This is a genomic window from Polaromonas sp. (assembly GCF_016185115.1).
Taxonomy (GTDB): domain Bacteria; phylum Pseudomonadota; class Gammaproteobacteria; order Burkholderiales; family Burkholderiaceae_C; genus Polaromonas.
Map to the genome: position 1 here is coordinate 397971 of NZ_JACPOF010000015.1, position 22913 is coordinate 420883.

The 22913-nt window shown below is 52.7% G+C and carries 23 protein-coding genes; 11 read left to right on the forward strand and 12 right to left on the reverse strand.

All coding sequences use genetic code 11. The features are described 5' to 3' along the window. Positions 1 to 3: 3 nt before the first annotated feature. The 3 genes from HYX42_RS08380 to HYX42_RS08390 form a co-directional block, all read right to left on the reverse strand. Complete coding sequence (locus tag HYX42_RS08380) at positions 4 to 873, reverse strand: alpha/beta hydrolase (protein ID WP_293401763.1); 870 nt, start codon at positions 871 to 873, stop codon at positions 4 to 6. A gap of 2 nt (positions 874 to 875) precedes the next feature. Then, positions 876 to 1796: an alpha/beta hydrolase gene (locus tag HYX42_RS08385; RefSeq protein ID WP_293401765.1), complete on the reverse strand. Its 921-nt coding sequence runs from the start codon at positions 1794 to 1796 to the stop codon at positions 876 to 878. A 157-nt stretch (positions 1797 to 1953) separates the two neighbouring features. Beyond that, positions 1954 to 3243, reverse strand: a complete 1290-nt coding sequence (locus HYX42_RS08390; RefSeq protein WP_293402438.1) for a D-amino acid dehydrogenase — start codon at positions 3241 to 3243, stop codon at positions 1954 to 1956. Positions 3244 to 3327: 84 nt separating this feature from the next. On the opposite strand from HYX42_RS08390, the gene HYX42_RS08395 reads away from it, so the two are divergent. Both HYX42_RS08395 and HYX42_RS08400 read left to right on the forward strand, forming a co-directional pair. Next, complete coding sequence (locus tag HYX42_RS08395) at positions 3328 to 4239, forward strand: LysR family transcriptional regulator ArgP (protein ID WP_293401767.1); 912 nt, start codon at positions 3328 to 3330, stop codon at positions 4237 to 4239. A 143-nt stretch (positions 4240 to 4382) separates the two neighbouring features. Next, entirely contained in the window at positions 4383 to 5216 is an 834-nt protein-coding gene (locus HYX42_RS08400; protein WP_293401769.1) for an IclR family transcriptional regulator, read from the forward strand. Between the two features lie 65 nt (positions 5217 to 5281). Here HYX42_RS08400 and HYX42_RS08405 read toward each other — a convergent pair whose 3' ends face one another. The 5 genes from HYX42_RS08405 to HYX42_RS08425 all read right to left on the reverse strand — a co-directional run bounded on the left by HYX42_RS08405 (position 5282) and on the right by HYX42_RS08425 (position 9578). Then, positions 5282 to 5938: an isochorismatase family protein gene (locus HYX42_RS08405; RefSeq protein ID WP_293401771.1), complete on the reverse strand. Its 657-nt coding sequence runs from the start codon at positions 5936 to 5938 to the stop codon at positions 5282 to 5284. A gap of 16 nt (positions 5939 to 5954) precedes the next feature. Further along, positions 5955 to 6929: a tripartite tricarboxylate transporter substrate binding protein gene (locus HYX42_RS08410; protein WP_293401773.1), complete on the reverse strand. Its 975-nt coding sequence runs from the start codon at positions 6927 to 6929 to the stop codon at positions 5955 to 5957. A gap of 95 nt (positions 6930 to 7024) precedes the next feature. Continuing rightward, on the reverse strand, positions 7025 to 7744 hold the full coding sequence (locus HYX42_RS08415) for a hypothetical protein (RefSeq protein WP_293401775.1): 720 nt from the start codon (positions 7742 to 7744) through the stop codon (positions 7025 to 7027). 28 nt (positions 7745 to 7772) lie between these two features. Next, positions 7773 to 8753 (reverse strand): tripartite tricarboxylate transporter substrate binding protein, encoded by a 981-nt coding sequence (locus HYX42_RS08420; protein WP_293401777.1) that lies wholly within the window; start codon positions 8751 to 8753, stop codon positions 7773 to 7775. Between the two features lie 75 nt (positions 8754 to 8828). After that, positions 8829 to 9578, reverse strand: coding sequence for a hypothetical protein (locus HYX42_RS08425; RefSeq protein ID WP_293401779.1), 750 nt, complete (start codon positions 9576 to 9578; stop codon positions 8829 to 8831). Between the two features lie 400 nt (positions 9579 to 9978). On the opposite strand from HYX42_RS08425, the gene HYX42_RS08430 reads away from it, so the two are divergent. Then, a complete protein-coding gene (locus HYX42_RS08430; protein WP_293401781.1) occupies positions 9979 to 10962 on the forward strand; it encodes a tripartite tricarboxylate transporter substrate binding protein in 984 nt (327 codons plus the stop codon). Positions 10963 to 10981: 19 nt separating this feature from the next. Here the strand turns inward: HYX42_RS08430 and HYX42_RS08435 are convergent, their stop codons facing one another. The 3 genes from HYX42_RS08435 to HYX42_RS08445 form a co-directional block, all read right to left on the reverse strand. Beyond that, a complete protein-coding gene (locus tag HYX42_RS08435; protein ID WP_293401783.1) occupies positions 10982 to 12133 on the reverse strand; it encodes a serine hydrolase in 1152 nt (383 codons plus the stop codon). Between the two features lie 291 nt (positions 12134 to 12424). Continuing rightward, on the reverse strand, positions 12425 to 12739 hold the full coding sequence (locus tag HYX42_RS08440; protein ID WP_293401785.1) for a non-heme iron oxygenase ferredoxin subunit: 315 nt from the start codon (positions 12737 to 12739) through the stop codon (positions 12425 to 12427). Between the two features lie 397 nt (positions 12740 to 13136). After that, a complete protein-coding gene (locus tag HYX42_RS08445; protein WP_293401787.1) occupies positions 13137 to 14081 on the reverse strand; it encodes a LysR family transcriptional regulator in 945 nt (314 codons plus the stop codon). Between the two features lie 230 nt (positions 14082 to 14311). Here HYX42_RS08445 and HYX42_RS08450 point away from each other — a divergent pair, with 230 nt between their 5' ends. From HYX42_RS08450 to gabD, 8 genes are all read left to right on the forward strand, one after another. Continuing rightward, positions 14312 to 15187, forward strand: a complete 876-nt coding sequence (locus HYX42_RS08450; RefSeq protein WP_293402440.1) for a fumarylacetoacetate hydrolase family protein — start codon at positions 14312 to 14314, stop codon at positions 15185 to 15187. Further along, a complete protein-coding gene (locus HYX42_RS08455) occupies positions 15187 to 16179 on the forward strand; it encodes an ornithine cyclodeaminase family protein (protein WP_293401789.1) in 993 nt (330 codons plus the stop codon). The genes HYX42_RS08450 and HYX42_RS08455 overlap by 1 nt, the downstream gene beginning before the upstream one ends. Positions 16180 to 16253: 74 nt before the next feature. Then, on the forward strand, positions 16254 to 17372 hold the full coding sequence (locus HYX42_RS08460; protein WP_293401791.1) for a cupin domain-containing protein: 1119 nt from the start codon (positions 16254 to 16256) through the stop codon (positions 17370 to 17372). A 4-nt stretch (positions 17373 to 17376) separates the two neighbouring features. Beyond that, the gene (locus tag HYX42_RS08465; protein ID WP_293401793.1) at positions 17377 to 17898 is read left to right on the forward strand and encodes a nuclear transport factor 2 family protein; all 522 of its coding nucleotides are present in this window, start codon (positions 17377 to 17379) and stop codon (positions 17896 to 17898) included. Between the two features lie 21 nt (positions 17899 to 17919). Further along, positions 17920 to 19158, forward strand: coding sequence for an aromatic ring-hydroxylating dioxygenase subunit alpha (locus tag HYX42_RS08470; RefSeq protein WP_293401795.1), 1239 nt, complete (start codon positions 17920 to 17922; stop codon positions 19156 to 19158). Beyond that, a complete protein-coding gene (locus HYX42_RS08475; RefSeq protein ID WP_293401797.1) occupies positions 19155 to 19700 on the forward strand; it encodes a hypothetical protein in 546 nt (181 codons plus the stop codon). Before HYX42_RS08470 ends, HYX42_RS08475 begins: the two co-directional genes overlap by 4 nt. Before the next feature lie 28 nt (positions 19701 to 19728). After that, positions 19729 to 20631, forward strand: a complete 903-nt coding sequence (gene dapA, locus HYX42_RS08480) for a 4-hydroxy-tetrahydrodipicolinate synthase (protein WP_293401799.1) — start codon at positions 19729 to 19731, stop codon at positions 20629 to 20631. Further along, positions 20628 to 22097 (forward strand): NADP-dependent succinate-semialdehyde dehydrogenase, encoded by a 1470-nt coding sequence (gabD, locus tag HYX42_RS08485; protein ID WP_293401801.1) that lies wholly within the window; start codon positions 20628 to 20630, stop codon positions 22095 to 22097. Before dapA ends, gabD begins: the two co-directional genes overlap by 4 nt. Positions 22098 to 22157: 60 nt before the next feature. Here gabD and HYX42_RS08490 read toward each other — a convergent pair whose 3' ends face one another. Beyond that, positions 22158 to 22904 (reverse strand): SDR family oxidoreductase, encoded by a 747-nt coding sequence (locus tag HYX42_RS08490; protein WP_293401803.1) that lies wholly within the window; start codon positions 22902 to 22904, stop codon positions 22158 to 22160. Between the last annotated feature and the right edge of the window lie 9 nt (positions 22905 to 22913).

Consider the following 22913-nt stretch of genomic DNA (forward strand, 5'->3'; position numbering starts at 1 on the left):
ATGTCAGCGCCTGGATTTGAATAGTCCATCCTGGAAAGCCGCCAACACACGGTAGAACTCATCTGGCTGCTCACGAAAAACGAATGAGCCCGCCTTGTTGATGATGTGAAAATGAGCGTTCACCTGCTTTGCTGCAGCGATCCTGAACAAGCTGAGCGGATAGTCGGGAGTTATGAGTGGATCGTTTTGGCCTGCGATGACCTGCACGGGTACTGAAAGTCCTTCAGCCCTGGCAAGTTTGAAAAATCGGAATTTGGCTTTCGTGGCGCTGGCCAAAAAAGTTTTCTTGTAGCCCTGGCCAGACATCGCTTGGACTGCACCGAGGTGTGCTGGTTGGTTTGCCGCGTTTACGGACGCTTCCAGAAGAGCCTCATCTATGTGCTGATGGCTATAAGACAGTCTCTCGAATGCCCAATGTTGGGATTTCTTTGACCAAAGTGGTGCCGGCGGATACTGGAGCGTGTAGTTCTCCACGCCGTCGCCGGAAGGTGATGCCCATGCGCTAGAAACGATAGTTATTGCTGTCAGAAGTTTTGGATGCTCCATGGCCATCATGAGCGCCACCAGCCCCGCAACATCGTGGCCTACAAGATGAACAGGCCCCAGCTTTTGACGGTCTGTAAATTCCGCGACTTTCTGGGTCATCACGTCGACCGTGGGAACCTCTTGCAGTATTGGTGAACCAGCGCTGCCTGGCAGATCCAAAGTCAGGACCTTCCTCGACTTGCTGAATTGCTCTAACGGCGCACCCCAAACGTGTTTTCCAGCGCAATAGGGCGTGACTCCCGGAACATTTGCCTGAAGGAACAGAATCGGGCAACCGGCATTTGTGGTACCGGTCTGTCCGCCAGATGAAGTAGAAGATTCGTTCATGATCAGCCTTTGTAGAGTTGAACGAAGCTGCTAATCAGTTCGTTGAACTGTTCCGGATGTTCCCGAAAGGTAAAGTGGCCGGCATCGTTGATGACATTAAAAGTCGCACGGCGTTCGTGAGCCGCAATCAGTTCAAATAGTTCCAGACCCCGCTCGATAGGCACCGTTTTGTCGTTCGCTCCCCAGATCATTTGTACCGGGCGTTGAAGCCGGCCATCGCGAATCCAAGTAAGCGTTTCTCTTTTAAGCTTTGCCAGTTCGGGGACAAAAAGGCTGACTCCGAGGGATTCGCCCGAATACTTCTTGACGCCCGCTTGATACGCCTCTGTGGCGAGGACGTCCATCACGCCGTCCATCCACTGTTCATCTACGACCTCCGGTTTGGACGAGTAGTTTTGGTATATCCAACGGGCCGCGTCGCGGGAGCCGCTTGGAAATGGCGGCATAGCCAACACCACTTCATTCGCGCCTACACCGGAGCTCAGGGTGCCGCTGCTGCAAATGGTGAGAGAGTTGACCTTGTGCTGAATTTCAAGTGCCATTCGTGCCGCAGCAAACCCGCCTCGCGAATGCCCGACGAGGTGGAAGGACTCAAGATTCAAGGCTGAAGTCAGACCTATTGCATGACGTACGACCGCTGACATGGTGTAGTCCTCATCGCGCAGCGGAGGGCCGGTGTATCCCTGCCCTAATTTGTCGAATGCAATGACTTTGTGATGTTTGGCGAGCTCGCTGAAGTTCAAGTCCCAAACCAGCGCACTTGAGGCTGAATCGGCCGTGCCGAAATTGCCTCCATAAATCAACACAATGGTTTCAGGCCCCTCTCCTGCGGCGTAATAGGCCGTTTTTACGCCAGCAATGTCGATTTCCTGCCGCTCGGGCATCCTTCGACTTTGCAATTGCTCCATTGGATTTGTTGTCATATTGGGGTTCTTTAAACTCTCACAAAAGGGGTCAAAAGACAGTTCCGTTGGATGATTATGGAGACAACCATTGCGTGCAGTTATGTGTTTTTATCAATGTCTGGTTGCATATTCATGCAAGTATTTCGCGTGCGAAAAAATGCCCTAAAAAGAGGCATCAATATCCAAAAAAGCCAAAGGAGGTTTCAGGTTTTTTTCCTGAAATTAGTTCCGCCAAAGCCTTTCCTGATCCGGCTGCATGTGTCCACCCTAAGGTGCCATGACCCGCATTGACCCAAAGTCCTGCCACTCGAGTACGGCCAATGTATGGAACGTTGGTGGGGGTGGACGGACGGAGACCGGTCCAGAATTGGGGGTTACCCCCGTTCTGTTCACTGCGTGTGTCGCAGACGCCTGGCAAAAGCAACTCAGTACGCTCGGCCAACATCTGGCACCGTGCTCTAGCGAGCGGTGAGTCCAGCGAAAGATCAAATCCCGAGAGCTGAATGGTTCCGGCAACTCTGAGCTGGTCCCCTAGACGGGTGATGGCGCATTTGACCCCATCGTCGATAACGCTCACAGAGGGAGCCAATTCTGGCCGGAGAATCCTGAAAGTCGCGCTATATCCCTTGCCGGGATATATGGCCAGGTTGATGCCATGTCTTCTAAGGATGGGGGATGTATATGAACCCAGCGCCACTACCACGTTGTCTGCTTTCAGATGGCGGCTGATCCCGCTGAGACGATCAGTGACCTTCGCTCCATCCGTTTTCGCTCCGGCAGATTGAAGTTCTTCAACATCATGGTGGTAGAGGAATACTGCCCCTCGCTCAGCGCAGCGTGCGGCCAAGGCCTGGGTAAACCTCTTTGCGTCGCCGCTTTCATCGCTCGGAGTAAAAGTGCCTCCCTTGATTTGACTTCCAAACTGGGCGTACGCGGGTTCGATCTCGAGTAGTTCATGACGGCTTACCACCCTTCGATCAACACCGAATCGCGCCATCAAGCCTGACGCCTTGATAGCGCTCTCCACCGCAGCATCTTCTGTGAAGATGTGGGCGATTCCCTTTTCGAGCCTCTCGAATTCAATTCCGGTCGAGCTGATAATTTGTTTCAATGCTGCGTGACTGTATGCACCCAGCGCGACCAGTTGCTTGACATTGCGTTCGAATGCAGCATCGTTGCATTGAGCGAGGAATTGAAGTCCCCAAGCCCATTGGTGCCAATCCAGCTGCGGACGAAATAATAGTGGCGCGTCGCTGCGAAACATCCACTTGAGCAACTTCATAGGCGCCTCTCGACTAGCCCACGGCTCGCAATAGCTGACGGATATCTGTCCACCATTTGCAAGCGAAGTTTCGAGCGCGGCCCCGGACTGTCGTTCCACCACAGTCACTTCATGTCCTAGTTCCAGCAAATGCCAAGCTGTACAAACCCCAATGACCCCCGCGCCAAGTACAAGTGTTTTCATGACTGGAGTCTGTCTCAACGCGGCTTGAGTTAAAAGGACAATTAATTTTTTAGCGTTAACATTAGTTTGGCTAATGTTCAAGAAATGAATCTATTTGATCCGTCCGCGTTGGAATGCTTTGCCGCAGTTGTGGAGGAAGGAAGCTACGCGCAGGCCGCAGTCAGGCTGTCGATTACGCAGTCTGCTGTTTCCCAAAGAGTTCGCGGACTTGAGTTGCAGGCCGGTACGGTCTTGGTTGTCAGGAGTAAACCTGTGAGAGCGACCGCTGCCGGTCGCCTATTGCTAAAGCACACCAAGCAGCTAAGGCTGCTGCATACGGATTTGCAATATGACCTGCATGCTTTGACGCCCAGGGCAAACGATCAGAACATTGAGGCTGAACGCATTTCAATTGCCATAAATGCTGACAGTATCGCGACCTGGGCACTTCCCGCTATCGATGGACTGGTGTCAAGTGGATTGAACGTAGAAGTTATTGCAGACAATCAGGACTTCACTCAGGAATGGCTCCGTGAAGGACGAGTGCTGGGCTGCGTCACGACCGTCAAGCAGCCATTAAGGGGTTGCAAGATGACGCGACTTGGATCGATGAGGTATGTTGCTGTAGCCAGTCAAGAAATTGCGAATAAGCATTTTTCGGATGGGTTAGGGCGGCAGAATTTCAACGCTGTCCCATTCGTTTCATTTGACCGAAAGGATCATATGCAAACCGAATTGGTGCGCAAGGTTTTAGGTCTTAAAAATGTCTCGCTTAATCAGCTTTTTATACCCAGCTCCGAAGGCCAGGTTCGCGCCGTATTGTCTGGATGGGGTGCCAGTGTGGTTCCCGAATTGCTCGTTAGGGGTCTGCTTGAGCAGAGAAGCTTGATAAACATCTCGCCAACAAATTCAGTGCAGGTTGAACTGTTTTGGCACTGCTGGAATCTTGATTCCGCAATATTGCACGGTCTGACGAAGGCGCTCGTTGAAAATGCGGGTAAGTCGCTGAAAAACTGATTTCACCCCACCGCGGTGGCATTCAGAGATTCCAGCAGAATCACTTACTTCATCTTTGCTTCTCCTTGGCTATTAATCGGCCTAAAGGAGTTTTGCACTAAAACACCTGTGGATTTTGTTAGCATTCTTGAGACACAAAACAAATGCTGATGATGAAAAAAACTGGTAAGAGAGATCCTGGGGAAGTGGCCAATGAGAAATTGGATACCGTGAAGAATGGTATTCAATCGATTGAGGTTGGCTTGCCGCTTTTGACTGAGCTCGCTCGGGGCACTGGGGCTGTGACTCTGACGGAACTGGCGAAATCTGTAAATATGGCTACCAGTAAGGCGCATAAATATCTGGCAAGTTTCATTAGGTTGGGATTCGTAGAACAGGAGCCGCTGACGGGAAAGTATGACCTCAGCACAAGCTCACTTGAGCTTGGGTTAAGCGCTTTGAGGCGGGTTGAAGTGCCTGAAACTGCTGGTAGGTACATGTCGGCACTACGGGATGAAATTGGACAGACAGTTACGCTGACCTCGTGGATAGCTGGACATCCAACAATCGTACGGATTATCGAGTGCGTGAGACCTATTGGCATCACTATTCGCGCGGGTTCGGTGCTTCCCGTCCTGAGCTCGTCAAGTGGGCCGGTGCTCGCTGCCTATCTGGACAGGAGTCAAACACAGTCACTAATAGATGCGGAACTGAGTGCAGGCTCACCAATTCTCAAGCGGATGGGAGTTCGAAAAAAAGAGGACGTCGAAGAACTGCTGCGGCGCGTGAGAACAGATGGGCTGGCTAGAAGCAAAGACACGGTGCTGTCTGGTATCAGCGGGTTAAGTGCGCCCGTTTTTAACCACATCGGAATTGTCGCCACCCTCAATGTGCTCGCAGTTGACGCAGCCGTGGACTTCTCCCACGGAAGCCACGCTTGTGAATCGTTGCGCAAGACTGCATCGCAGTTGAGCCATCGTCTGGGCTGGCGCCCCTGACGAATTCTCCGGAAGAATGTCATGGGTGCTTTACGCCATGCGGCCCGGCGACGTTTACTCTGGACCTAAGTACTACTTTGGCTTACCCCTAAGCCGTTGGCTGCGTAATCAGTTGAAACGACATCACCGTATTTAAGTTGTATGTCTTTAAGCGCTTGCTCATGGGCACCGGCCAATCGATCTCCAACTGCCTCAGCGACAACTATTGGACGAAATCCGTGTTGAACTGCGTCAACTACTGTGGCCCGCACGCATCCGCTCGTGCTGCAGCCCGCGATAACCAGGGTGTCAATACGCTGAGCCTGAAGTCTGGATGAAAGGTCTGTGCCAAAAAAGCAGGAGGCATATTTCTTGACAAAAATTGAAGCATTCGAGCTCATACGAAGCCGGGAATCGAGAGCGACACTTTCTGATCCTCGGCGAAGAGTAAATAGTCCGCTCATCTTCCTGCCCCAAATGCCTGAATCACGACAATCTCCATCGTCATATTCAACGACTGAATAGAAGACCGGCCTTTTGTTCGCTTCAGCAGCGACCACCAGACGATTGATGTTTTCAAGTTCGGCGTCCAGATTGGATCCCAATGGAAGTTTTGGATTTGTGAAGCCCACCATCATGTCAATAACGAGAAGTGCGGCGGCGTCTCCGAATCCCATGACACCGCCAAAGCCTCTTGCTGATAGTGCTTCCTCGTTCAAAGCATTCGAATTGGCTGTAGGCACTGCTATTGCTCTTTCGTTATTGAGGAACAATGCCGGCCGCCTTCGCCAACTCGCGGTGTAGGGCGCTCTCTGTGCGTATCAACTCGGCCAGCTGTTCAGGTGTACTTGCTGAACCTTCCAGGCCGACTTCCTGCAACTTTGATCCAGCGGTCCCGGCTAAGGCTTTGGCAACGCTGGCATTCAATCGACTTACGACTTCTCGCGGGGTACCGGCGGGCGCTACCAGACACATCCAGGCGCTCAGTTCAACGCCTTTGTAACCTTTCTGTTCCAGTGTCGGAACATCAGGCAGAAGAGGACTTCGTTGGTGCGCCAGCAGGCCCAAGGCGATCAACTTGCCGCTGCGTAGGTGCGGCAGAACCTCGGATATTCCCGCAAAAGCAATGTCTACATGACCCGCTAGAAGATCCACAATAGCCGGTGCGCTTCCTTTGTATGGAACATGATTCAGGCTGATTTTGGCCTTGTTTGAGAAGAGGACTCCCGAAAGATGATGAGGAGACCCTTCTCCTCCCGATCCATAGGTCAAAGCCCCAGGTGTCGCCTTTGCAAATGCCACCAATGCCTCAAGCGAACCCACCTTGGAGTTGGGCTTTGTGACCAAGACCATGGTTTGGTTAACGAGCTTGGAAATCGGCGCAAAGTCTTTTTCTGGGTCGTATGGAAGCTTTTTGAACAGGCTCCGGTTGGTAGCGATGAAGGCCGCCGGGACTACCCCCAGCGTATATCCGTCTGGATTTGCTCTGGCCACAAAATCGGTGCCGATGATCCCAGATCCCCCTGCGCGATTGTCCACAAAGAACGATTGGCCTAAATCATCGCCAAGCGACTGACTGATCAACCTGGCAACCATGTCGACACTGCCGCCAGCGGGGACACCCACGACAACCCTGACGGCTTTGTTGGGATAGGGGTTCTGAGCCCAAAGCGTGTTTGACCCAGCAGACAGAACTGTTGCTGTCAGCGATGCGAGAAGATCTCTTCGTTTCATAACTGTAGTGCCCTTAAAAAAACAGCGAACGCTGCGGTTTGGAAATCGGCGAAAGTCCCGTGCACGGGTATCCGGCCATCATTTGGAAAGCTGATTCAGTTGATTGACAGCAAGCTTTTCGGCAGGTTAATTTTTTGTGCAATGCAACAGGAGACGTCTGTGCTCTCCAGTTCACTAAAGCAGTAGTGCGCAAGCGCAGTGTTGCTGGTGATAACCGGCTTACCTAGTCGAGCTTCCAACGCTTCCAGTTCATTTAGCGACCTGATGCCGTTACAACTCAGCAGATAGCCATCCAGGGCCGGCGATGCGTGCTGAACAATCTTTTCTGCCCAATATTCCGACGTCACTGCAGCCATCTGATGCGGCGAAGCGATTCCATCGGAGTGGTGGCTAAGAACACTGATATTTCGCGCAGACAAGTAGGTGATTTCGCGTCTTGTGATCTCTTCGATATAAGGAGTGACAAGGGCAATGCGTTGAACCTGGAGTTGCTTCAGCATGTGAACCATGGCGGTCGCGGTTGTGATGAACGGTATGGACTTCGATATGTTCTTCGCTCGGTCCTGCAACGAGATTTCCATCTGGTCACTGAATGTGGAGACTGCGGTGCAGTGAAATATGATGATGTCGACTTTTGCATCGGCCAGCAACGAAATGGCTGACTCGAGTCCATCCGTCATTTGCTCGAGGTCCTCGGTGGAACTGCCATTGAGCGCCAGACGCGTGAAGTGAAGCCCTACCGCAGAGGAGAATATTTCTCGCAACTCTCCCTCCGCAACAGTATTTGCCGAGGGGATGATTACGCCAATTCTCATGCTTCACTCCGTGACGCGGTGATCTGGGTCATTGAACCTTTAACCCCATGTCCTTGATGATCGGCTGATATCGGGAGCTGTCTTTTTTGATGGTGTCCATGAACTCTCCCGGTGTGCTTCCGACTACCTCAAGACCGAGAGCGAGCAGCTTTTCTTTTACGTCAGGTGCATTTAGTGCTTCCTTGGTATCGCGCTGAATTTTGTCGATCACAGCTTTGGGAGTTTTCTTGGGTACGGAAAAACCGTTCCATATCCGGAGTTCAAATCCTTTCAGGCCAAGTTCGTCCAGTGTGGGGACATCCGGAAGACTTGGAGATCTTTTCAGGCCTGTTGTTGCGATGGCGTGAAGCGTGCCGCTTTTGATGTGGGGCGCATTTGCGGCAATGCCGTCGAAACTGAAGTGCACTTCTCCCGACAAGATTGCCTTCGCGGCCTCGGCGTTGCCCTTGTAGGGAATCATTGTGGTTTTTACACCGGCCATCTTGTCGAACAAGGCACCCGCCAGCTGAAGTGAAGTGGTAGCTGCGGCATAATTTAAGGCGCCTGGATTTTTCTTGGCGTACTCGATAAGGCCTTGGAGATTTTGGGCTGGTGCAGTTTTGTTTGTAAGCAAGACGGCAGACTGCGTTGCAATGAGGGAAACATGTTCGAAGTCTTCCATGGGGCTATATGGAAGAGTTGTGAAGATAAAGGGGTTGATGGCATACGTCGCGTCGATGGCAGTCAATATGACGCTCCCGTCTGCCGGCGCCCGTTTGACCTCAAGCGCACCGGTCACCGTCAGGCCGCCGGGTCGGTTATCAATGAGCACTGGCTGCCCCCACTTGACCGACAACTTCTGACCAATTACTCGCGCGAGGACGTCTGAAGGGCCGCCTGGAGGAAAAGGAACCACGATTCGGACAGGCCCAGTGGGATATTCCCCAACTTGCGCTAATGCCCCGAGCGAGACCACTAAAACGGGAATTGCCAGGAAAATCTTCAATACAGTGCGTTTGAGCCTAGACATCATGAAAGCCTTTCGACAGGGGTGAGAGAGAAATCGATTGAGGTAGGTGCCAATTGGGTTAAATCGGCCATGACTTCAGTGGTTTGCTAACAGTGTTCCGAATCCGTCCAACTGGTCTTCTATCTGGCTTGACCTAAGGGCATGCCAGTAGATGACTGTGTTGATAGCAAGTACTGGTTTGCCCAGCCAAAATTCGGCGCCATTAGCCAATCTTGCGAACGGGAGGTTTGTGCCTAACTGCACGATTGCTTGTGGCTCAAGGCGATTTAGCTCGAGTACCGACTCGCGCATCTGCGATTCGGGGACTTGCGCTATCGCAGTTGCAGATGTGCATCTCAAGCCATTGATCCCCAATACGTCGAATCCGCTTTCCTCAAAGAAGCGCCTTACTTCATGGTCTCCAGATTCCATGTAGGGCGTCATGATGGCAATTCGTCTAACGTTGTAGACCTTATTCAGAACCTCTGTAATTGCGGTGGCCGCTGAAGTTACGGGCACACCGTTCGTCAGGGCTTCCATGTCGTCCTGCAACTTCCGGCTTCCCGCCAAGCCACCCCAAAATGACTCAGATGAAATGCCTAGCACAAGCCGGTCTGGCTTCGCGGTCATCACGTTCTCTACGGCACTGTCCATGGCGGCCCTGATGTCCGCCATAAGTTGATTGAACGCATCATCACCAGCAACTGAATTCTGTTTCACCAGAATTCCAGCGAAATGGTTCGTCACTCCCCTGGGCCTCATCGCACCCATTTCTGGTTCAACGATGGTGTTGGTGGATGGCGCAATGATTGCTAACCGTTGACGAAAACCTAGAGCATCTCTCATGAGCTCGTTCCCAAAAAGTTAAGTCTTGGCTTGATGCTACACTAAAATTCCTTTTAAAGGAATGATTTTCTCTATAAGGAATATTTAACCGTTGCTAGTTCCGGATTTCGTCATTTCTGGTGGGGTCATGGAGGCCGGCGAGTGTGGGCTGCTTGTTCAGGGCAACAGCGTGGCACAGGCAAACCTATGCGAACGCGGATGACGCGTTTGGTCGGTATTTGTTTGGAGGCGACGAGACTTCCATTTATTGGTGATGGTTGTCTGCGGGTGCAACTGAGGATTGAAAAATCCACATACATGTTGAATTCGGTTGGCGCAGAATGACAGTTAACGGCCAGTGGATTGGCGAGCGCGGGAGACAAATACATCCCGTATGACATAACCAAACTAAAGGGTAGTGATGAGAAAGACTGCAAGATTTTTTGTTCTGTTTGCATGGCTTCTGGGCTCGGCTGTTCATGTGCAGGCTCAAACCGCTACGACAGGGAGTTATCCATCAAAGCCTGTAAGGGTGTACGTGCCTGCCGGTGCCGGCAGTTCCCTGGACATCATTACCCGAATTGTTTCGGATCGCTTGGCCAAGAATCTCGGGCAACCGTTCATCGTTGAGAACAAACCTGGGGCCGGAGGCATCATCAATATGAATGCTCTCCGGAGAATGCCTGCGGACGGCTACACCCTGACACTCATTCAGGGGTCGGTCGCCGCTATCACTCCATTTCTTTACAAAGAGGCGACGTTCGATTCGGAAAAGGATTTCGAGGTTATCGGAACCATTGCGACAACGCCCATGCTCTTCGCGGCCAATGCAAGCTTCCCAGCAAAGACGCTTGGAGAGGCAATTGCAATGTCTAAAGCCAAGCCCGACACAATTCCACTTGGCAATACAGCGAAAGGATCGCTGACTCACTTGGCTAATGAGATCCTCAATGCCAAATCTGGAGCGCAATTCCAGATCATTACGTTTCCCACGTCTTCTGTGGTTCTTCAGTCAACCATTGGAGGTGATATCTCCATTCTGGTGGACGGGGTTGCACCTTTGATTCCATTGATAAAGGCCGGTCGTTTGAAAGCGCTGGCAGTCGCCTCGGAAACGCCGGTCCCTGGCTTTGAGTCGATACCGCTGGCTAAAGACACGGTGCCCGGGCTAAACATTTCAGGCTGGTTTGTGATGCTCGCGCCCAAAGGAACCCCTGAAGCCATCACCAAACGGCTGAATCAAGAAATTGCTGAAATCATGCGATCGCCTGAGGTCATCGCCAGGCTGCAGGAACTCGGTACCTATCCCAAGGTCGGTACACCCGATAGTGCGTTGCAGTTAATCAGAAGCGAAAAAGCGTTGTATGGCGGCGTAATCAAGTCAATCGGCTTGCAACCGCAATAGTTCGCAAGCTCCGCGCGAGTTATTGGCCCAGGCTGGAAATGAGGGCGGCTTGGAGTGCCGCCGGTCGTGGCTTGGCAAGTGAGGGGTCCATGCTGTTCATGGTGTAGCCAAATCCTATCCGGTTCTCGGGATCGGCAAATGCGGTCGCACCCCCAGCTCCCGCCATCCCCATTGATTTGCGACTGGTAACTCTAGCCCCGGGTAGCGGCATGAGGAAACCCAGGGACAGCGAAAGGTTTCGATTCTGAACGTCCACTCCGGTCCACTGCACCTCACCGGCTTTCTCAAGGGTTGACTGACTCAAGAGTCGCACGCCACCTAGTTCACCGCCGAGCGACATCAAACCGCAGATTTTTGCGAGCGCCCTTGCGTTTGTATGACAGTTGACGGACGGAATTTCTGCCCGGCGCCAGCCAACACTATTGAAGTCTTCATCGTCCCAGAATATCTTCCAGCTTTTAGCAAATATATTCTCGCCCTCAAGGCTCCAAGCGGAACTTGGATGAGTTTCCTGATCCAGGAACGTCGCCACATTCTTTTCTTCATCTGGCGTGAGGCCAATAAAGCAAGGAACATTTAAGGGGCTGGCAATCTCTTCCCGCACGAAAGCACCAACTGATTTTCCGGTAACACGTCGCAGGACCTCTCCCAGCGGAAAGCCGTAGTTGGCGGAGTGGTAACAAGGCATAGTTCCTGGCTTCCAAAGTGGCACCGTTCGGGCAAGGCTTTCAATCATGGCATTCCAGTCATAGGCCATTCCCGGGGTCGCATGGTCTGTGATGGGTATACCTGCCCTATGATCCAGCAGCCAACGAAGCTTTGTATCCTCTTTCCCATGCTGTCCAAACTCAGGCCAGTATTTCACTACTGGCGCATCCACATCCAACAGACCGCGGTCTACTGCCATATGTACCGCCAAAGCCACGATCTCCTTCGACACTGATTGCACGCAGACGATCGTCTCTGACTCCCAGAGTCTGGTTTGCGCCGCGTCCTTGAAGCCAGCCCACAGATCGACGACAGATTCTCCATCAAGGGTTACGGCCACCGCGGCACCAACCTCTCCCCGCTCAGTGAAGTTGCGATAGAACGCATCTTTTACCAGTGAGAAACGAGGATGGCACTCGCCTTGAATTTCAATGTGTCGTGCGGGGTTTGCTATAGATCGCATCGTATTTTCTTGAACTAAGTGATTTCGCTATCCCCATAGTGTGCCCAATTTCAAGGGTACTTACATGGGCTCATGCTGCAGGCTTACTCTTAAGCTCATGAAAGTAAACGAGAGGCCCTCGATACCGAGCATGAGCTCACCGGAAATACGCACGATGCTTAATTAGAAGATTGCTGGCAATAGGGGGTCTGTCTTGTTCGGAGTGCGATTAGTAGGCAGATTCGAATGGGCGTTCCTTCGCCCAATCTAACAGCATCTACCAGATAGTAAGGTGGCCCGCTACGCCAGCGATCAGCTTAGGCTGATCTCTACGCGGCCATTTTCACACCTGAGGGCGAAAACTCGTATGTCTTCAGTTAGCGGTGCGCACATTGCTTTGCCGGTGCGCACGTCAAACCTTCCCTGATGAAGGGGGCATTCAATTTCATGCCCCTCCAGATAGCCGTCGCAAAGTTTTGCGTTCCCATGAGTGCACACGCCAGAAGTTGCATATAGGTTTCCTTCTACGTGGTAGATGGCAATCTCCTTACCAGCAGCATAGACGCCAGTCACCGCTCCCTCCCACATGTCGTCCTTCGCTCCCACGTCAATCCATTTTTCACTCATTGGTCGTCTCCAATTTTCTTAAGCTCGCGGCGTAAAGTTGCGCTGATCTCGGACGGACCTTGCAACACCCTATGAAATCTGTATGTTCCGGTTTCCGTAGGTGATAGGCAAGACGCACTTCGGAACAGAAGTTGTTCCGATATGAAAGTAGTTGCACGCTGCTAGCCTCCCTTACACCCCAATAAACATCAAAGCTTGCAGTGAATCACTATGGATTTATTCAGAGGGCGCTTTCCCCAAGCGACGCTGACGAGCCGCTCGAGGCAATAACCATGAAATTGAAGGCGTGCGTGAGCCATGCTAATTTTGTAATTGGATGCCAATTAATGGGATTTTGCGGTGACGCTCCACTCCATGTTTAATATGGGTATCGCAATTAGCTATGCGCAGGCGAGACCTAACTGATGTCTGCGAAGCATTCCTTTAAGAACTCTACTGCGGCAGCCAACTTTCGAGAAGAATCAGTCCGCTGAAGCAGTACCGCGTATATTGCTCGATGTTGTGGAATGAAGTCCGCCATTACTTCAACTAACGTTCCCGCACGTAATTCATCTTCGACGAGTAGCCTCGAATTCATCGCTATGCCCAGCCCACCCATCACAGCAATCTTCAACACACCTCCGCTATCACAGACAAGGCTTCCTTGCACTGCAATTTCGTCAACTGTTTCACCTCGCTTAATTGGCCAGCGGTTGTTGAGTGTTACGCCTCGCGATATTAAGCAATTGTGATTGACAAGATCTTCTGGAACGTTTGGGGTTCCAAAGCGCGAAAGGTATTCGGGTGACGCGCAAAAAACACGTCGATAAGGGGCAAGCTTGATGGCAACAAGGCCAGGGTCAATGGTATCGGCTATGCGTACAGCGACGTCGATACGCTGCTGATATAAGTCGACTTTCTCAATGGACAGGTTTAGATCAACAGTGAGCAGGGGGTGCTGCTTGAGAAATTTCGGTAGGCCAGGTGCAAGCCGGGATGCTCCGAGCATGAGAGGCGCCGTGATGCGAAGGTGGCCGGTTGGTGTGTCATGCAAGTTAGAAATGTCGATTGCAGCTTGATCCAATGCCATCAACGCTCGCGTGCAGTGGTCATACAACAGTTGTCCAGCTTCAGTCACTACCAGACGCCTGGTATTTCGGTTAAGCAAGCGCTGACCTAGCTTTGCTTCGAGATTTGCCACTCGTTTGCTTACCATCGCCGGCATAACGTCCATACGTCTAGAGACTTCGGAAAAGCTACCTAATTCAACTGCCTGGTGAAAAATTCGCAAAGAGGTTAGATCCTCAAACGGGTTTTCCAATTTCGCGTTGACTTTTGGAGTGAAGTTATGTGGTGGCGGCATCGTGAACCCCATGCCGAGTTGCGAAACGAGCCTCACAGGGTCCGTGCGCGCCGGCTGTCCTAATTGTAATCACCGCATCGCCAGCAACCTTATCCCCGTAAAGCTGTACCGCACATTCATTTGCGGAACAAATGCTTTTCCTCGAATGGCATTGCGCGGAGTGGGTCAACCGCTCGAAACTCTTGATTGCACCGGATTTTCGCCGGCAACAGCAACTGAGAGGATGCGAAATGAAGCTGGTCAGTTTTATCGTCCAAGAAACAACTGGAAAACGGGCCTCTTATGGCGCGGTGATCGGCAATCGCGTGATTGACCTCGCGACTCCAGAAGCTTCCTCCCTACGTCAGGCGCTGGCTGCCGGTGGTGTTCCGTCGTTGGAGCAGAGGCTAATGGCCAACTCGCATCACGGCGGTCTGCCGTTAGATGGATTGACATTATTACCGCCCATACCCGATCCGAACAAGATTCTTTGCGTAGGACTCAACTACTTTCTGCATGCGCAAGAAGTCAACATGCCCGTGCCGAGTAACCCTTCGGTATTTGTTCGTTACCCCAACTCCATCGTTGGGCAAAACGAGCCGATTTTGCGCCCGCCCGAATCTGAGCAATTCGATTACGAGGCCGAGATGGCCATCATTATCGGCAAGCGTGGTCGAAGGATTTCGGAGGAAACTGCGATGCAACATGTGGCGGGCTATTGCTGTATGGCTGAAAACTCTATACGTGACTGGCAGCGTCACTCAGCACAAGCCACGCCAGGGAAAAACTTTTATCGCAGCGGGGCCCTTGGGCCCTGGATTGTCACGCCGGACGAAATCGGTGACCTTCGACAACTCGAAATTGTCGGCAGACTGAATGGTGAGGTAATGCAGCACGACTCAATTGCGCAGCTCATATTTCCCGTTCCCAGGCTGATTGCCTATCTTTCCACCTTTACTGAATTGGAGGCAGGCGACGTGATTGCCACAGGAACACCAGCTGGCGTAGGGATGTCGCGCAAACCGCAACGCTGGCTAAGGTCGGGCGATGTTTTTGAAGTAGAAATCACCGGGCTGGGCGTTCTGCGCAATCCAGTGGTCGATGAAACCATTCCACAGGAGTTTTGATGACAAAAGAAGCACTTTGGCTTAGTGAAAAGGACGTGACATCGCTGGTTTCGCAAAGTGATGCGATTAACGCGCTTGAGGCAGGCCTGCGGTCGCAGGGCAAAGGCGAAGGGCAGAACATCCCCAAGGCTTTGGCGGCCTATGGCGATGGTTCATCCATGCACTCGCTTGGCTCGACCCTTCCAACCTTGGGTTACGGCGGCTATAAGAACTGGGTGCACACCAAACGCGGTGCCAAAGCGGTGTTTATCTTGTTCGATGCAGTCGAGGGCCAACTTCTGTCGATGATGGAAGCTAATGCCTTAGGTCAATTAAGAACATCTGCCATTACGGGGCTCGGGACAAAATGGCTGGCACGTGTCGATGCGAATGACATGGCGATTATCGGCTCCGGTCGCCAGGCCATGGCGCAGGTTGCCGCGGTTAATGCAGTAAGGCCACTGTCGCGGCTGCGAGTTTGGAGCCCCACTCCCGAGAAGCGCCAGGCCTTTGTGGCTCAACTACGCGAGAAGTTCAAAGCAGAAGTGACGGCAGCTTCAAGCATCGAAGCTGCGACAGAAGGCACCAATATCGTTACGGTGGTAACGCGGGCACAGGATGCGTTTGTCAAAAGCAGTATGTTGCCATCTGGGGTGCATCTTAATGCTGTAGGCGCAATCCTTCCAGCTAACGCAGAGCTACATCAGGACGTTGTGGCACGTGCCGGTTTTATTGCCGTCGACGACGTGGCAGGGGTCCAAAAAGCCTCACGTGAATTGATTGACTATTTCGAGGCTGGAGAAGGTAAGGGCCAATGGAGTCGAGTGCACGCATTGGGCAAAATCATCGCGGAGAACAAGCGGCCGCCGGCAGGCTGTGACCTTACGATGTTCAAGTCGATGGGGATGGGTATATCCGATCTATCGGTTGCCATATTGGCCTATGAACGCGCGCGAGAGAGTAGTGTCGGCAGCAGCATCCCACTTATGGATGCCGTTCCCTTGCGCTTTTAAGCGTGCTTCCTACTCGGTGTGATGCGATGAGTGGGACTTCCACAATTAACGACAATCCAACAAGGAGACTTCAAATGGAACAACGGATAAAGCTGGTCGATGTCAGCGGCGCCCCTGCACGCGAACAGGATTTTTGGCCTACCGTAGTACTGCCTAAGGCTGCCATCAACGCGGAAATCGAGCGACTTGCAAGCCTTCCTCGCCCTGCCAATGGGCGCCGCGCAGCATCCGTCAGTCATCCAATGAACAAAGGCCCAGTACCTGCATTTGCACCGGGAATTGATGTCCATATTGAAGTATTAAAGCCTGGCGAGCAGACTGAGCCAATCATGCGCAGTTCTACTCGGGTGGATATGTGTATTCGCGGGAGTGGAGTGGCGGTGATAGGCAACACACAGTTCAAGACGGAAAAATTTGATGTGTGGAACACGCCATCAATGGAACCCTTCAGCTATCGCAACGATTCGGCCGACCTTTTCGTCCGTCTGTCGTACAGCAATACCCCCTTGCTTGAAAAGCTGGAGGTGCATTACACCGACTCGACACCTGTTGATCTCGGCAAGCATTCGACCTTTAGCCATGTAGTCGGGGAGGCCGTCGAAGGCGGGCAGCGCGCGAGAGACCTGGCCAAACCGATCTCCGTGGGCAGCGATGGCGCGCAGTTGCTAGGTTACGAGTGGTTAGTTGACATCGACACTTTGCAATCCAAATCCTTGCATTGGCCATGGAAGGAGGTCGCGCCGCACCTCGAAACGGTATACGGCATGGACAACGCTTACACCGGGCGCCATCTTTACGTGCTTTACAACCCTGCGACCGAGCGTCGTATTGGCACGTCGCACAGCTTTTTCGCAACTATAGCGAAGCTCCCGGCCGGTAAGGTCGATCGCCCGCATCGCCACAGTTCTGCAGCGATCAACTACATCATGTGGGGCGAAGGCAAGAGCGTGGTCAATGGAGAGAAGATCGAATGGGAGGAGGGCGATCTGCATTTTTCGGCACCAGGCTGGTCGGTGCATAACCATGCTTCCCGTGGCCAAGGCTTCATGGCGCTGACTATTCAGGACCACCCCCTTCACATTGCGATGGAATCGCTGCTGTGGCAGGAAACTCTTAAAGAGCCCATCCATAAGCTTGGCTCTAACAAGAGTGGGATCCAGACCAATCTGAATAACCAGTTGAAAGCCGCTTGATTCCATGATCGAACGGCTTAAAACCATGATGTCGGGTGACTTGCCCGAACCTACAGAACTGCGCACCTTGACGGAAGAGGTCCGCTCGCTATATGAGGAGGTGGGTTGGTATCTGGATGATGATCAAGTGGAGCGTTTTCCTGAATTCTTCATTGAAGATTGCACCTATCAGGTGGTGTCACGCGAAAACTTCTCCGAAAACCTGCCTCAGGCCACGATCTATTGCGATGGCATCGCAATGGTGCGTGATCGTGTGATTGCCCTTCGGCAGACCCAGGTGTACGTACCCCGTTTATGGCGTCACTTCATCAGCGGAGTGCGTGTGACGACGGTGGCCGCTGGCGAAATTCACGCATGCGCCAACTTCCTCATCACGGAAGCCATGTCCGATAAGGACCCGACAGTTTTCATGGTCGGTCAATACCTGAGCATTCTGGTTCGAACAGATGGTCATTTGAAATTCCGGCAACACCTCGCCATCTACGACAACCACCATGTCCGGCGGTCCCTGATCGTTCCGATTTAAACATTACAAGAGGAGACAAGCATGGGTAAAAGTCTGAACGCCGAAGGTGACGACCGAATTTGGCCTGTGGAGGGATACGCCAGAGTGCCGTTCTGGATCTATACCGACCCCGAAATTTATCAACGCGAGCTGGACCTCTTCTATTACGGCCGCAGTTGGAATTATGTAGCGCTTGAGTGTGAGATTCCTGAAAAGGGCTCTTTCAAGCGAAGCTGGATAGGCGAGCGTCAAGTAGTTGTTGTACGTGGGGAGCATGACGAAGTCCACGTCTGGGAAAACCGTTGCGCACATCGCGGTGCGCGGCTGTGCTGGAAAAACAAAGGCAAGGAAGAATCGTTTACCTGCCCCTACCATCAGTGGAATTTCGCACTAGACGGAAAACTGCAGGGCGTTCCGCTTAAGCGCGGCGTGTTGAAGAAGGGTGGGATGCCTTCCGACTTCGACAACGCTAATCACGGTCTTACACGTTTGCGGGTCCATGTGGAGAATGGGACCATCTGGGCGAGCTTCCATTTAGAGCCGCTTCCTTTTGCGGAATACAGCGGCCCTGAAGTCATGGCACATATTCATCGCCACTTCCCAGGCCGCAAGCTCAAGTTGCTTGGCTACAACCGCCAGCTAATTCCTAGCAACTGGAAGCTTTACTTCGAAAATTTAAAAGATCCTTACCACGCAACATTGCTGCATTCCTTTCTCATTACCTTTGGGCTTTGGCGGGCAGATACCCAATCGGAGTCGATACCAGTCACATCGGGACATAGCCTGATGATCTCTCGAAATGTGGGTAAGAAACAGACGGATGTGAATGCTGACATCGCGCGCTTCAAGGATGCACTTGAACTTAATGACACAGACACAGTAACGCCGCTCAGTGAATTTTCAGATGGTCAAGTGGTCGCTATCACGCACTTTCCGAGTGTGGTCATCCACCAGCAGGCCAACACCTTCGGCATGCGTCATGTCATACCTAAAGGCGTTGACTCATTTGAGCTCGCGTGGACTTTCTTTGGCTATGAAGATGACACGGAAGAAATGACGCGGCTGCGCATCCGGCACGCCAACCTTTACGGACCAGCAGGTTATGTGGCGATGGAAGACGGAGAGGTACTCTCCGAGTCGCAGGGCGGAGCTCATCATGCAGAAAGTTATAGCGCGGTTCTCGAGATGGGAGGGCGTGATGTTAAGGCCCAAGACCACATGGTCACCGAGGTACTTATTCGGGCGTTCTACAAATACTACCGAGAGGCGATGGGACTATGAGCACCGATGGATTGAAGCGCCTCACGCTCGACGACATCGAAGCCTCATTGCGCGCCGACCTCGAACCCACTGTTGCACGCTTAGGGTATTTTGGTGAGTTCTTCCAAGTGTTTAGTGCCGTTCCTGGAGCTGTGCAGGGTTTTATGGCGTACACCAAAGCCGTGAAATCACCCTTGGCAGACAGCGAAAACGAAGTGTTGGCCTTGGCTGTATGTACTGCGCTGGGTGATAGTTATGAGCGTATTCAGCATGAGAGGTTGAGCTTAAAGCTGGGCCTTGACTTGAACTGGATCGCCGCAGCAGAAGGTCGTGATGGCGCCGACATGTCACTTTTGAACAGCAATGAGACGGCGTTGCGAACACTTGCATTAGCTATGCTGACTCAATTTGGAAAGGGATGTCAGCACCACATCGCCGACGCTGCTGCCATCATCGGTCCCCAGAAGGCGGCGGCTGCGCTACTGCAAATCACGCGCTTCACGAGCATAGCCACCCTCTGTAATGCACTGGCGCTTACCCTCCCCGTTCCATCCGTTTTCTAATTTTTCGGTCTTCCTGAAAGAAATTGCAATGATCAAACTGAAGCCTGACTTCCTCGTCGGTTCATACCCACCCATCACCACGCCGTTCCGCGACGGAAAGGTTGACTTCGACACGTACGCAAAGTTGCTAGAGTTTCAAGTCACAAACGGCACCCACGGAATTGTGGTGAATGGCACAACGTCAGAACCGTCGACGCTGACACTCGACGAACGCAATAGTCTTGTCAAGTGTGCAGTTGAAGTTGTTGGAAAACGCATTCCAGTTGTCGCTCAGACCGGTTCACAGTCGCACGCTGAAACGGTCGAACTCACCGAGTTCGCCACTAGGGTCGGAGCTGACGCGCTATTGGTCGTGACGCCATACTACATTCGTCCCTCGCAGCGCGGCCTGGTGGCATATTACGACGATATCGGCAAGCATACCGACCTTCCGTTGCTGCTCTATCATATTCCGGGGCGTACGGCGGTTTCTGTGGAGATCAATACCCTACAACAGATCGCTGACAAGGTTCCGCACTTCGTGGGCATCAAACACGCAGTAAACGACCATGGGTTTGTGACATCCATGATTCAGAACCTCGGATCAGAGTTCCGCATTTTCGTGGGCCTCGAAGAATTCACCTACCCCATGATGGCGCTCGGTGCGCATGGCACCATGAATGCGGTTGCTAACTTGGTGCCAGCCCGCATCGCGGCGCTTTGCAATGCGATCCTAGCCGGTGATATGAAGCTTTCGCGGCAGTTGCATTTTGAACTGTATGGTCTGAACCACTCCATCTTCTACGACACAAATCCGACGCCGCTGAAGTACATGATGAAGCGCCTCGGCATCGTTGAGCGAAATGAGCATCGCCTACCCATGCTGCCTGCTACACCTGAGTTGGAAAAGCGATTGGACGATGTTCTTCAGCGCGCGGGACTTCTTCGATGAGCCGTTTGTTGAACGCCGTCGAGCTTGAGGACCAGGCACTTTTCAGACAGAACTGCTACATCAATGGCTTGTGGTGTGCGGCCGACAATGCAAATTCACTGGAGGTTACGGATCCCTCCAATGGCGCTGTTATTGGCACGGTACCTCAAATGGGAAGCGCGGAGGCGCGGCGCGCCATTGCCGCTGCCAACGTCGCACTTTCTGGTTGGCGAGCGCTAGCTGCAAAGGAACGCTCCGGAATTGTGCATCGGTGGTACGAGTTGATGTTGGCGAACGAGAAAGACTTGGCTATGCTGATGACACGGGAGCAGGGCAAACCGCTTGCAGAGTCTCGAGCGGAGATTGCATATGCCGCTTCGTTTCTCCAGTGGTTCTCCGAGGAAGCAAAGCGCGTCTATGGTGAGACGATCCCGGGGCATCAGACTGACAAACGCATCATCGTGACAAAAGAGCCAATTGGTGTGTGCGCGGCGATCACCCCCTGGAATTTTCCATCTGCCATGATTACCCGCAAAGCCGGCCCCGCTCTGGCAGCTGGTTGCACGATGGTTCTCAAACCCGCTACCGCCACGCCTTTCTCGGCGTTGGCATTGGCCGAACTGGCTGAACGTGCAGGAGTTCCCGCAGGAGTTTTCAACGTAATTACAGGTAGCGCCTCCAGTATTGGCGGGGAGATGACGTCAAATCCGCTGGTTCGCAAAGTTACGTTCACCGGCTCCACGGAAATTGGCAAGGTACTGCTCCGCCAATGCGCTGAGACGGTGAAGAAGACCTCAATGGAATTGGGAGGTAATGCTCCCTTTATCGTTTTCGACGATGCTGACCTAGACGCGGCAGTTGAAGGAGTTATTTCCTCAAAATACCGTAATGCTGGACAGACCTGCGTGTGCGCCAACCGCTTGCTAGTTCAACATGGCATTTACGATGAATTCGCAACACGGTTGGCGGCCCGTGTGGCACAACTCAAAGTCGGCGATGGTCGAGAGCCTGGCGTTACGCTTGGCCCCCTTATTGACCCAAAGGCAGTAGCGAAGACGCAGGAGCATGTGGACGACGCAGTTGCAAAAGGTGCGAGTGTCATCCTAGGCGGTAAGTCGCACCCCTTGGGTCCGTGTTATTTCGAACCGACGGTGCTGATCAACGCGACACCTGACATGAAGGTCGCGCGTGAAGAAACGTTTGGTCCTGTGGCTGCATTGTTCCGCTTTCACGAAGATTCAGAAGCCATAGCCATGGCCAACGACACCGAGTTCGGGTTGGCATCCTACTTTTTCAGCCGTGATATCAGTCGTGTTTGGCGCGTTGCAGAGGGGCTTGAGTACGGCATCGTAGGCATCAATACCGGTCTGATATCTACTGAAGTGGCGCCTTTCGGTGGCGTCAAGGAGTCGGGATTGGGTCGTGAAGGGTCGCACTACGGCATCGAGGATTATCTCGAGCTCAAGTACATCTGTATGAGCATTTAGTGATTTTAAAGCTGTGAAAATGCGGATCCAAGGTGGTTTTTCTCCCAGGGGAACCCATCCTTAGAGTCCGCCCCGCGCATCAAGCAGACAGCCTGTTACATAGGCCGCAGCTGGCGACGCCAGCCACGCAACTGCCTCGGCGATCTCTTCAGTTGTTCCCATACGCCCCAGAGGGACCGCACTTATCATTTTTTGCAATTGCTCTGGACTGCGTCCGCGCTGAATGTCCGTGTCCACAACTCCTGGCCGAACTGCATTTACCCTTATACCCTCTGCGCCCACCTCCTTCGATAGACCGATGGTCATCGTGTCGATGGCACCTTTAGAGGCCGCATAGTGAACCCAGTTGTTCGGCGAACCGAGCACCGAAGCACCAGATGACACATTGACTATTGCGCCGCCTTGGCCACCTCGTTTGGTCGACATGCGCCGTACCGCTTCACGTGCAGCGAGGAACGCTCCGGTCACGTTTACACGGAACACCTCTTGTAGCGCGGAAGCTGATACAGCCTCGACGCGGGATACACCACCAGTAATGCCTGCGTTGTTAACTAGCACTGCCAATCTTCCCCTCTTATCAACAGCCTCGAAACCGCGCATTAATGACGTCTCATCTCCCACATCCGCCTGAATAGCAAAAGCTGATCCGCCGTTTCGCTTTATCTCCTGCACAACATGATCAGCATCTGCTTCGCGATCGCGGTAGAAAATGGCGACTTGCCAGTCGCGAGCTGCACGTCTAGAGCAGGCTGCACCTATACCACGCCCGCCCCCTGTCACCAAAAAAATGTCCTTTTCCCTGTCCATTAGATCAAT

Bases quoted from the DNA above. Each gene is read 5' to 3' on its own strand.
- HYX42_RS08425 (WP_293401779.1), bottom strand. From the start codon at position 9,578: ATGAGAGATGCTCTAGGTTTTCGTCAACGGTTAGCAATCATTGCGCCA.
- HYX42_RS08420 (WP_293401777.1), bottom strand. From the start codon at position 8,753: ATGTCTAGGCTCAAACGCACTGTATTGAAGATTTTCCTGGCAATTCCC.
- HYX42_RS08450 (WP_293402440.1), top strand. From the start codon at position 14,312: ATGAAGCTGGTCAGTTTTATCGTCCAAGAAACAACTGGAAAACGGGCC.
- HYX42_RS08390 (WP_293402438.1), bottom strand. From the start codon at position 3,243: ATGAAAACACTTGTACTTGGCGCGGGGGTCATTGGGGTTTGTACAGCT.
- HYX42_RS08475 (WP_293401797.1), top strand. From the start codon at position 19,155: ATGAGCACCGATGGATTGAAGCGCCTCACGCTCGACGACATCGAAGCC.
- HYX42_RS08455 (WP_293401789.1), top strand. From the start codon at position 15,187: ATGACAAAAGAAGCACTTTGGCTTAGTGAAAAGGACGTGACATCGCTG.
- HYX42_RS08385 (WP_293401765.1), bottom strand. From the start codon at position 1,796: ATGACAACAAATCCAATGGAGCAATTGCAAAGTCGAAGGATGCCCGAG.
- HYX42_RS08440 (WP_293401785.1), bottom strand. From the start codon at position 12,739: ATGAGTGAAAAATGGATTGACGTGGGAGCGAAGGACGACATGTGGGAG.
- HYX42_RS08460 (WP_293401791.1), top strand. From the start codon at position 16,254: ATGGAACAACGGATAAAGCTGGTCGATGTCAGCGGCGCCCCTGCACGC.
- dapA (WP_293401799.1), top strand. From the start codon at position 19,729: ATGATCAAACTGAAGCCTGACTTCCTCGTCGGTTCATACCCACCCATC.
- HYX42_RS08430 (WP_293401781.1), top strand. From the start codon at position 9,979: ATGAGAAAGACTGCAAGATTTTTTGTTCTGTTTGCATGGCTTCTGGGC.
- HYX42_RS08400 (WP_293401769.1), top strand. From the start codon at position 4,383: ATGCTGATGATGAAAAAAACTGGTAAGAGAGATCCTGGGGAAGTGGCC.
- gabD (WP_293401801.1), top strand. From the start codon at position 20,628: ATGAGCCGTTTGTTGAACGCCGTCGAGCTTGAGGACCAGGCACTTTTC.
- HYX42_RS08490 (WP_293401803.1), bottom strand. From the start codon at position 22,904: ATGGACAGGGAAAAGGACATTTTTTTGGTGACAGGGGGCGGGCGTGGT.
- HYX42_RS08380 (WP_293401763.1), bottom strand. From the start codon at position 873: ATGAACGAATCTTCTACTTCATCTGGCGGACAGACCGGTACCACAAAT.
- HYX42_RS08410 (WP_293401773.1), bottom strand. From the start codon at position 6,929: ATGAAACGAAGAGATCTTCTCGCATCGCTGACAGCAACAGTTCTGTCT.
- HYX42_RS08415 (WP_293401775.1), bottom strand. From the start codon at position 7,744: ATGAGAATTGGCGTAATCATCCCCTCGGCAAATACTGTTGCGGAGGGA.
- HYX42_RS08435 (WP_293401783.1), bottom strand. From the start codon at position 12,133: ATGCGATCTATAGCAAACCCCGCACGACACATTGAAATTCAAGGCGAG.
- HYX42_RS08395 (WP_293401767.1), top strand. From the start codon at position 3,328: ATGAATCTATTTGATCCGTCCGCGTTGGAATGCTTTGCCGCAGTTGTG.
- HYX42_RS08470 (WP_293401795.1), top strand. From the start codon at position 17,920: ATGGGTAAAAGTCTGAACGCCGAAGGTGACGACCGAATTTGGCCTGTG.
- HYX42_RS08445 (WP_293401787.1), bottom strand. From the start codon at position 14,081: ATGCCGCCACCACATAACTTCACTCCAAAAGTCAACGCGAAATTGGAA.
- HYX42_RS08465 (WP_293401793.1), top strand. From the start codon at position 17,377: ATGATCGAACGGCTTAAAACCATGATGTCGGGTGACTTGCCCGAACCT.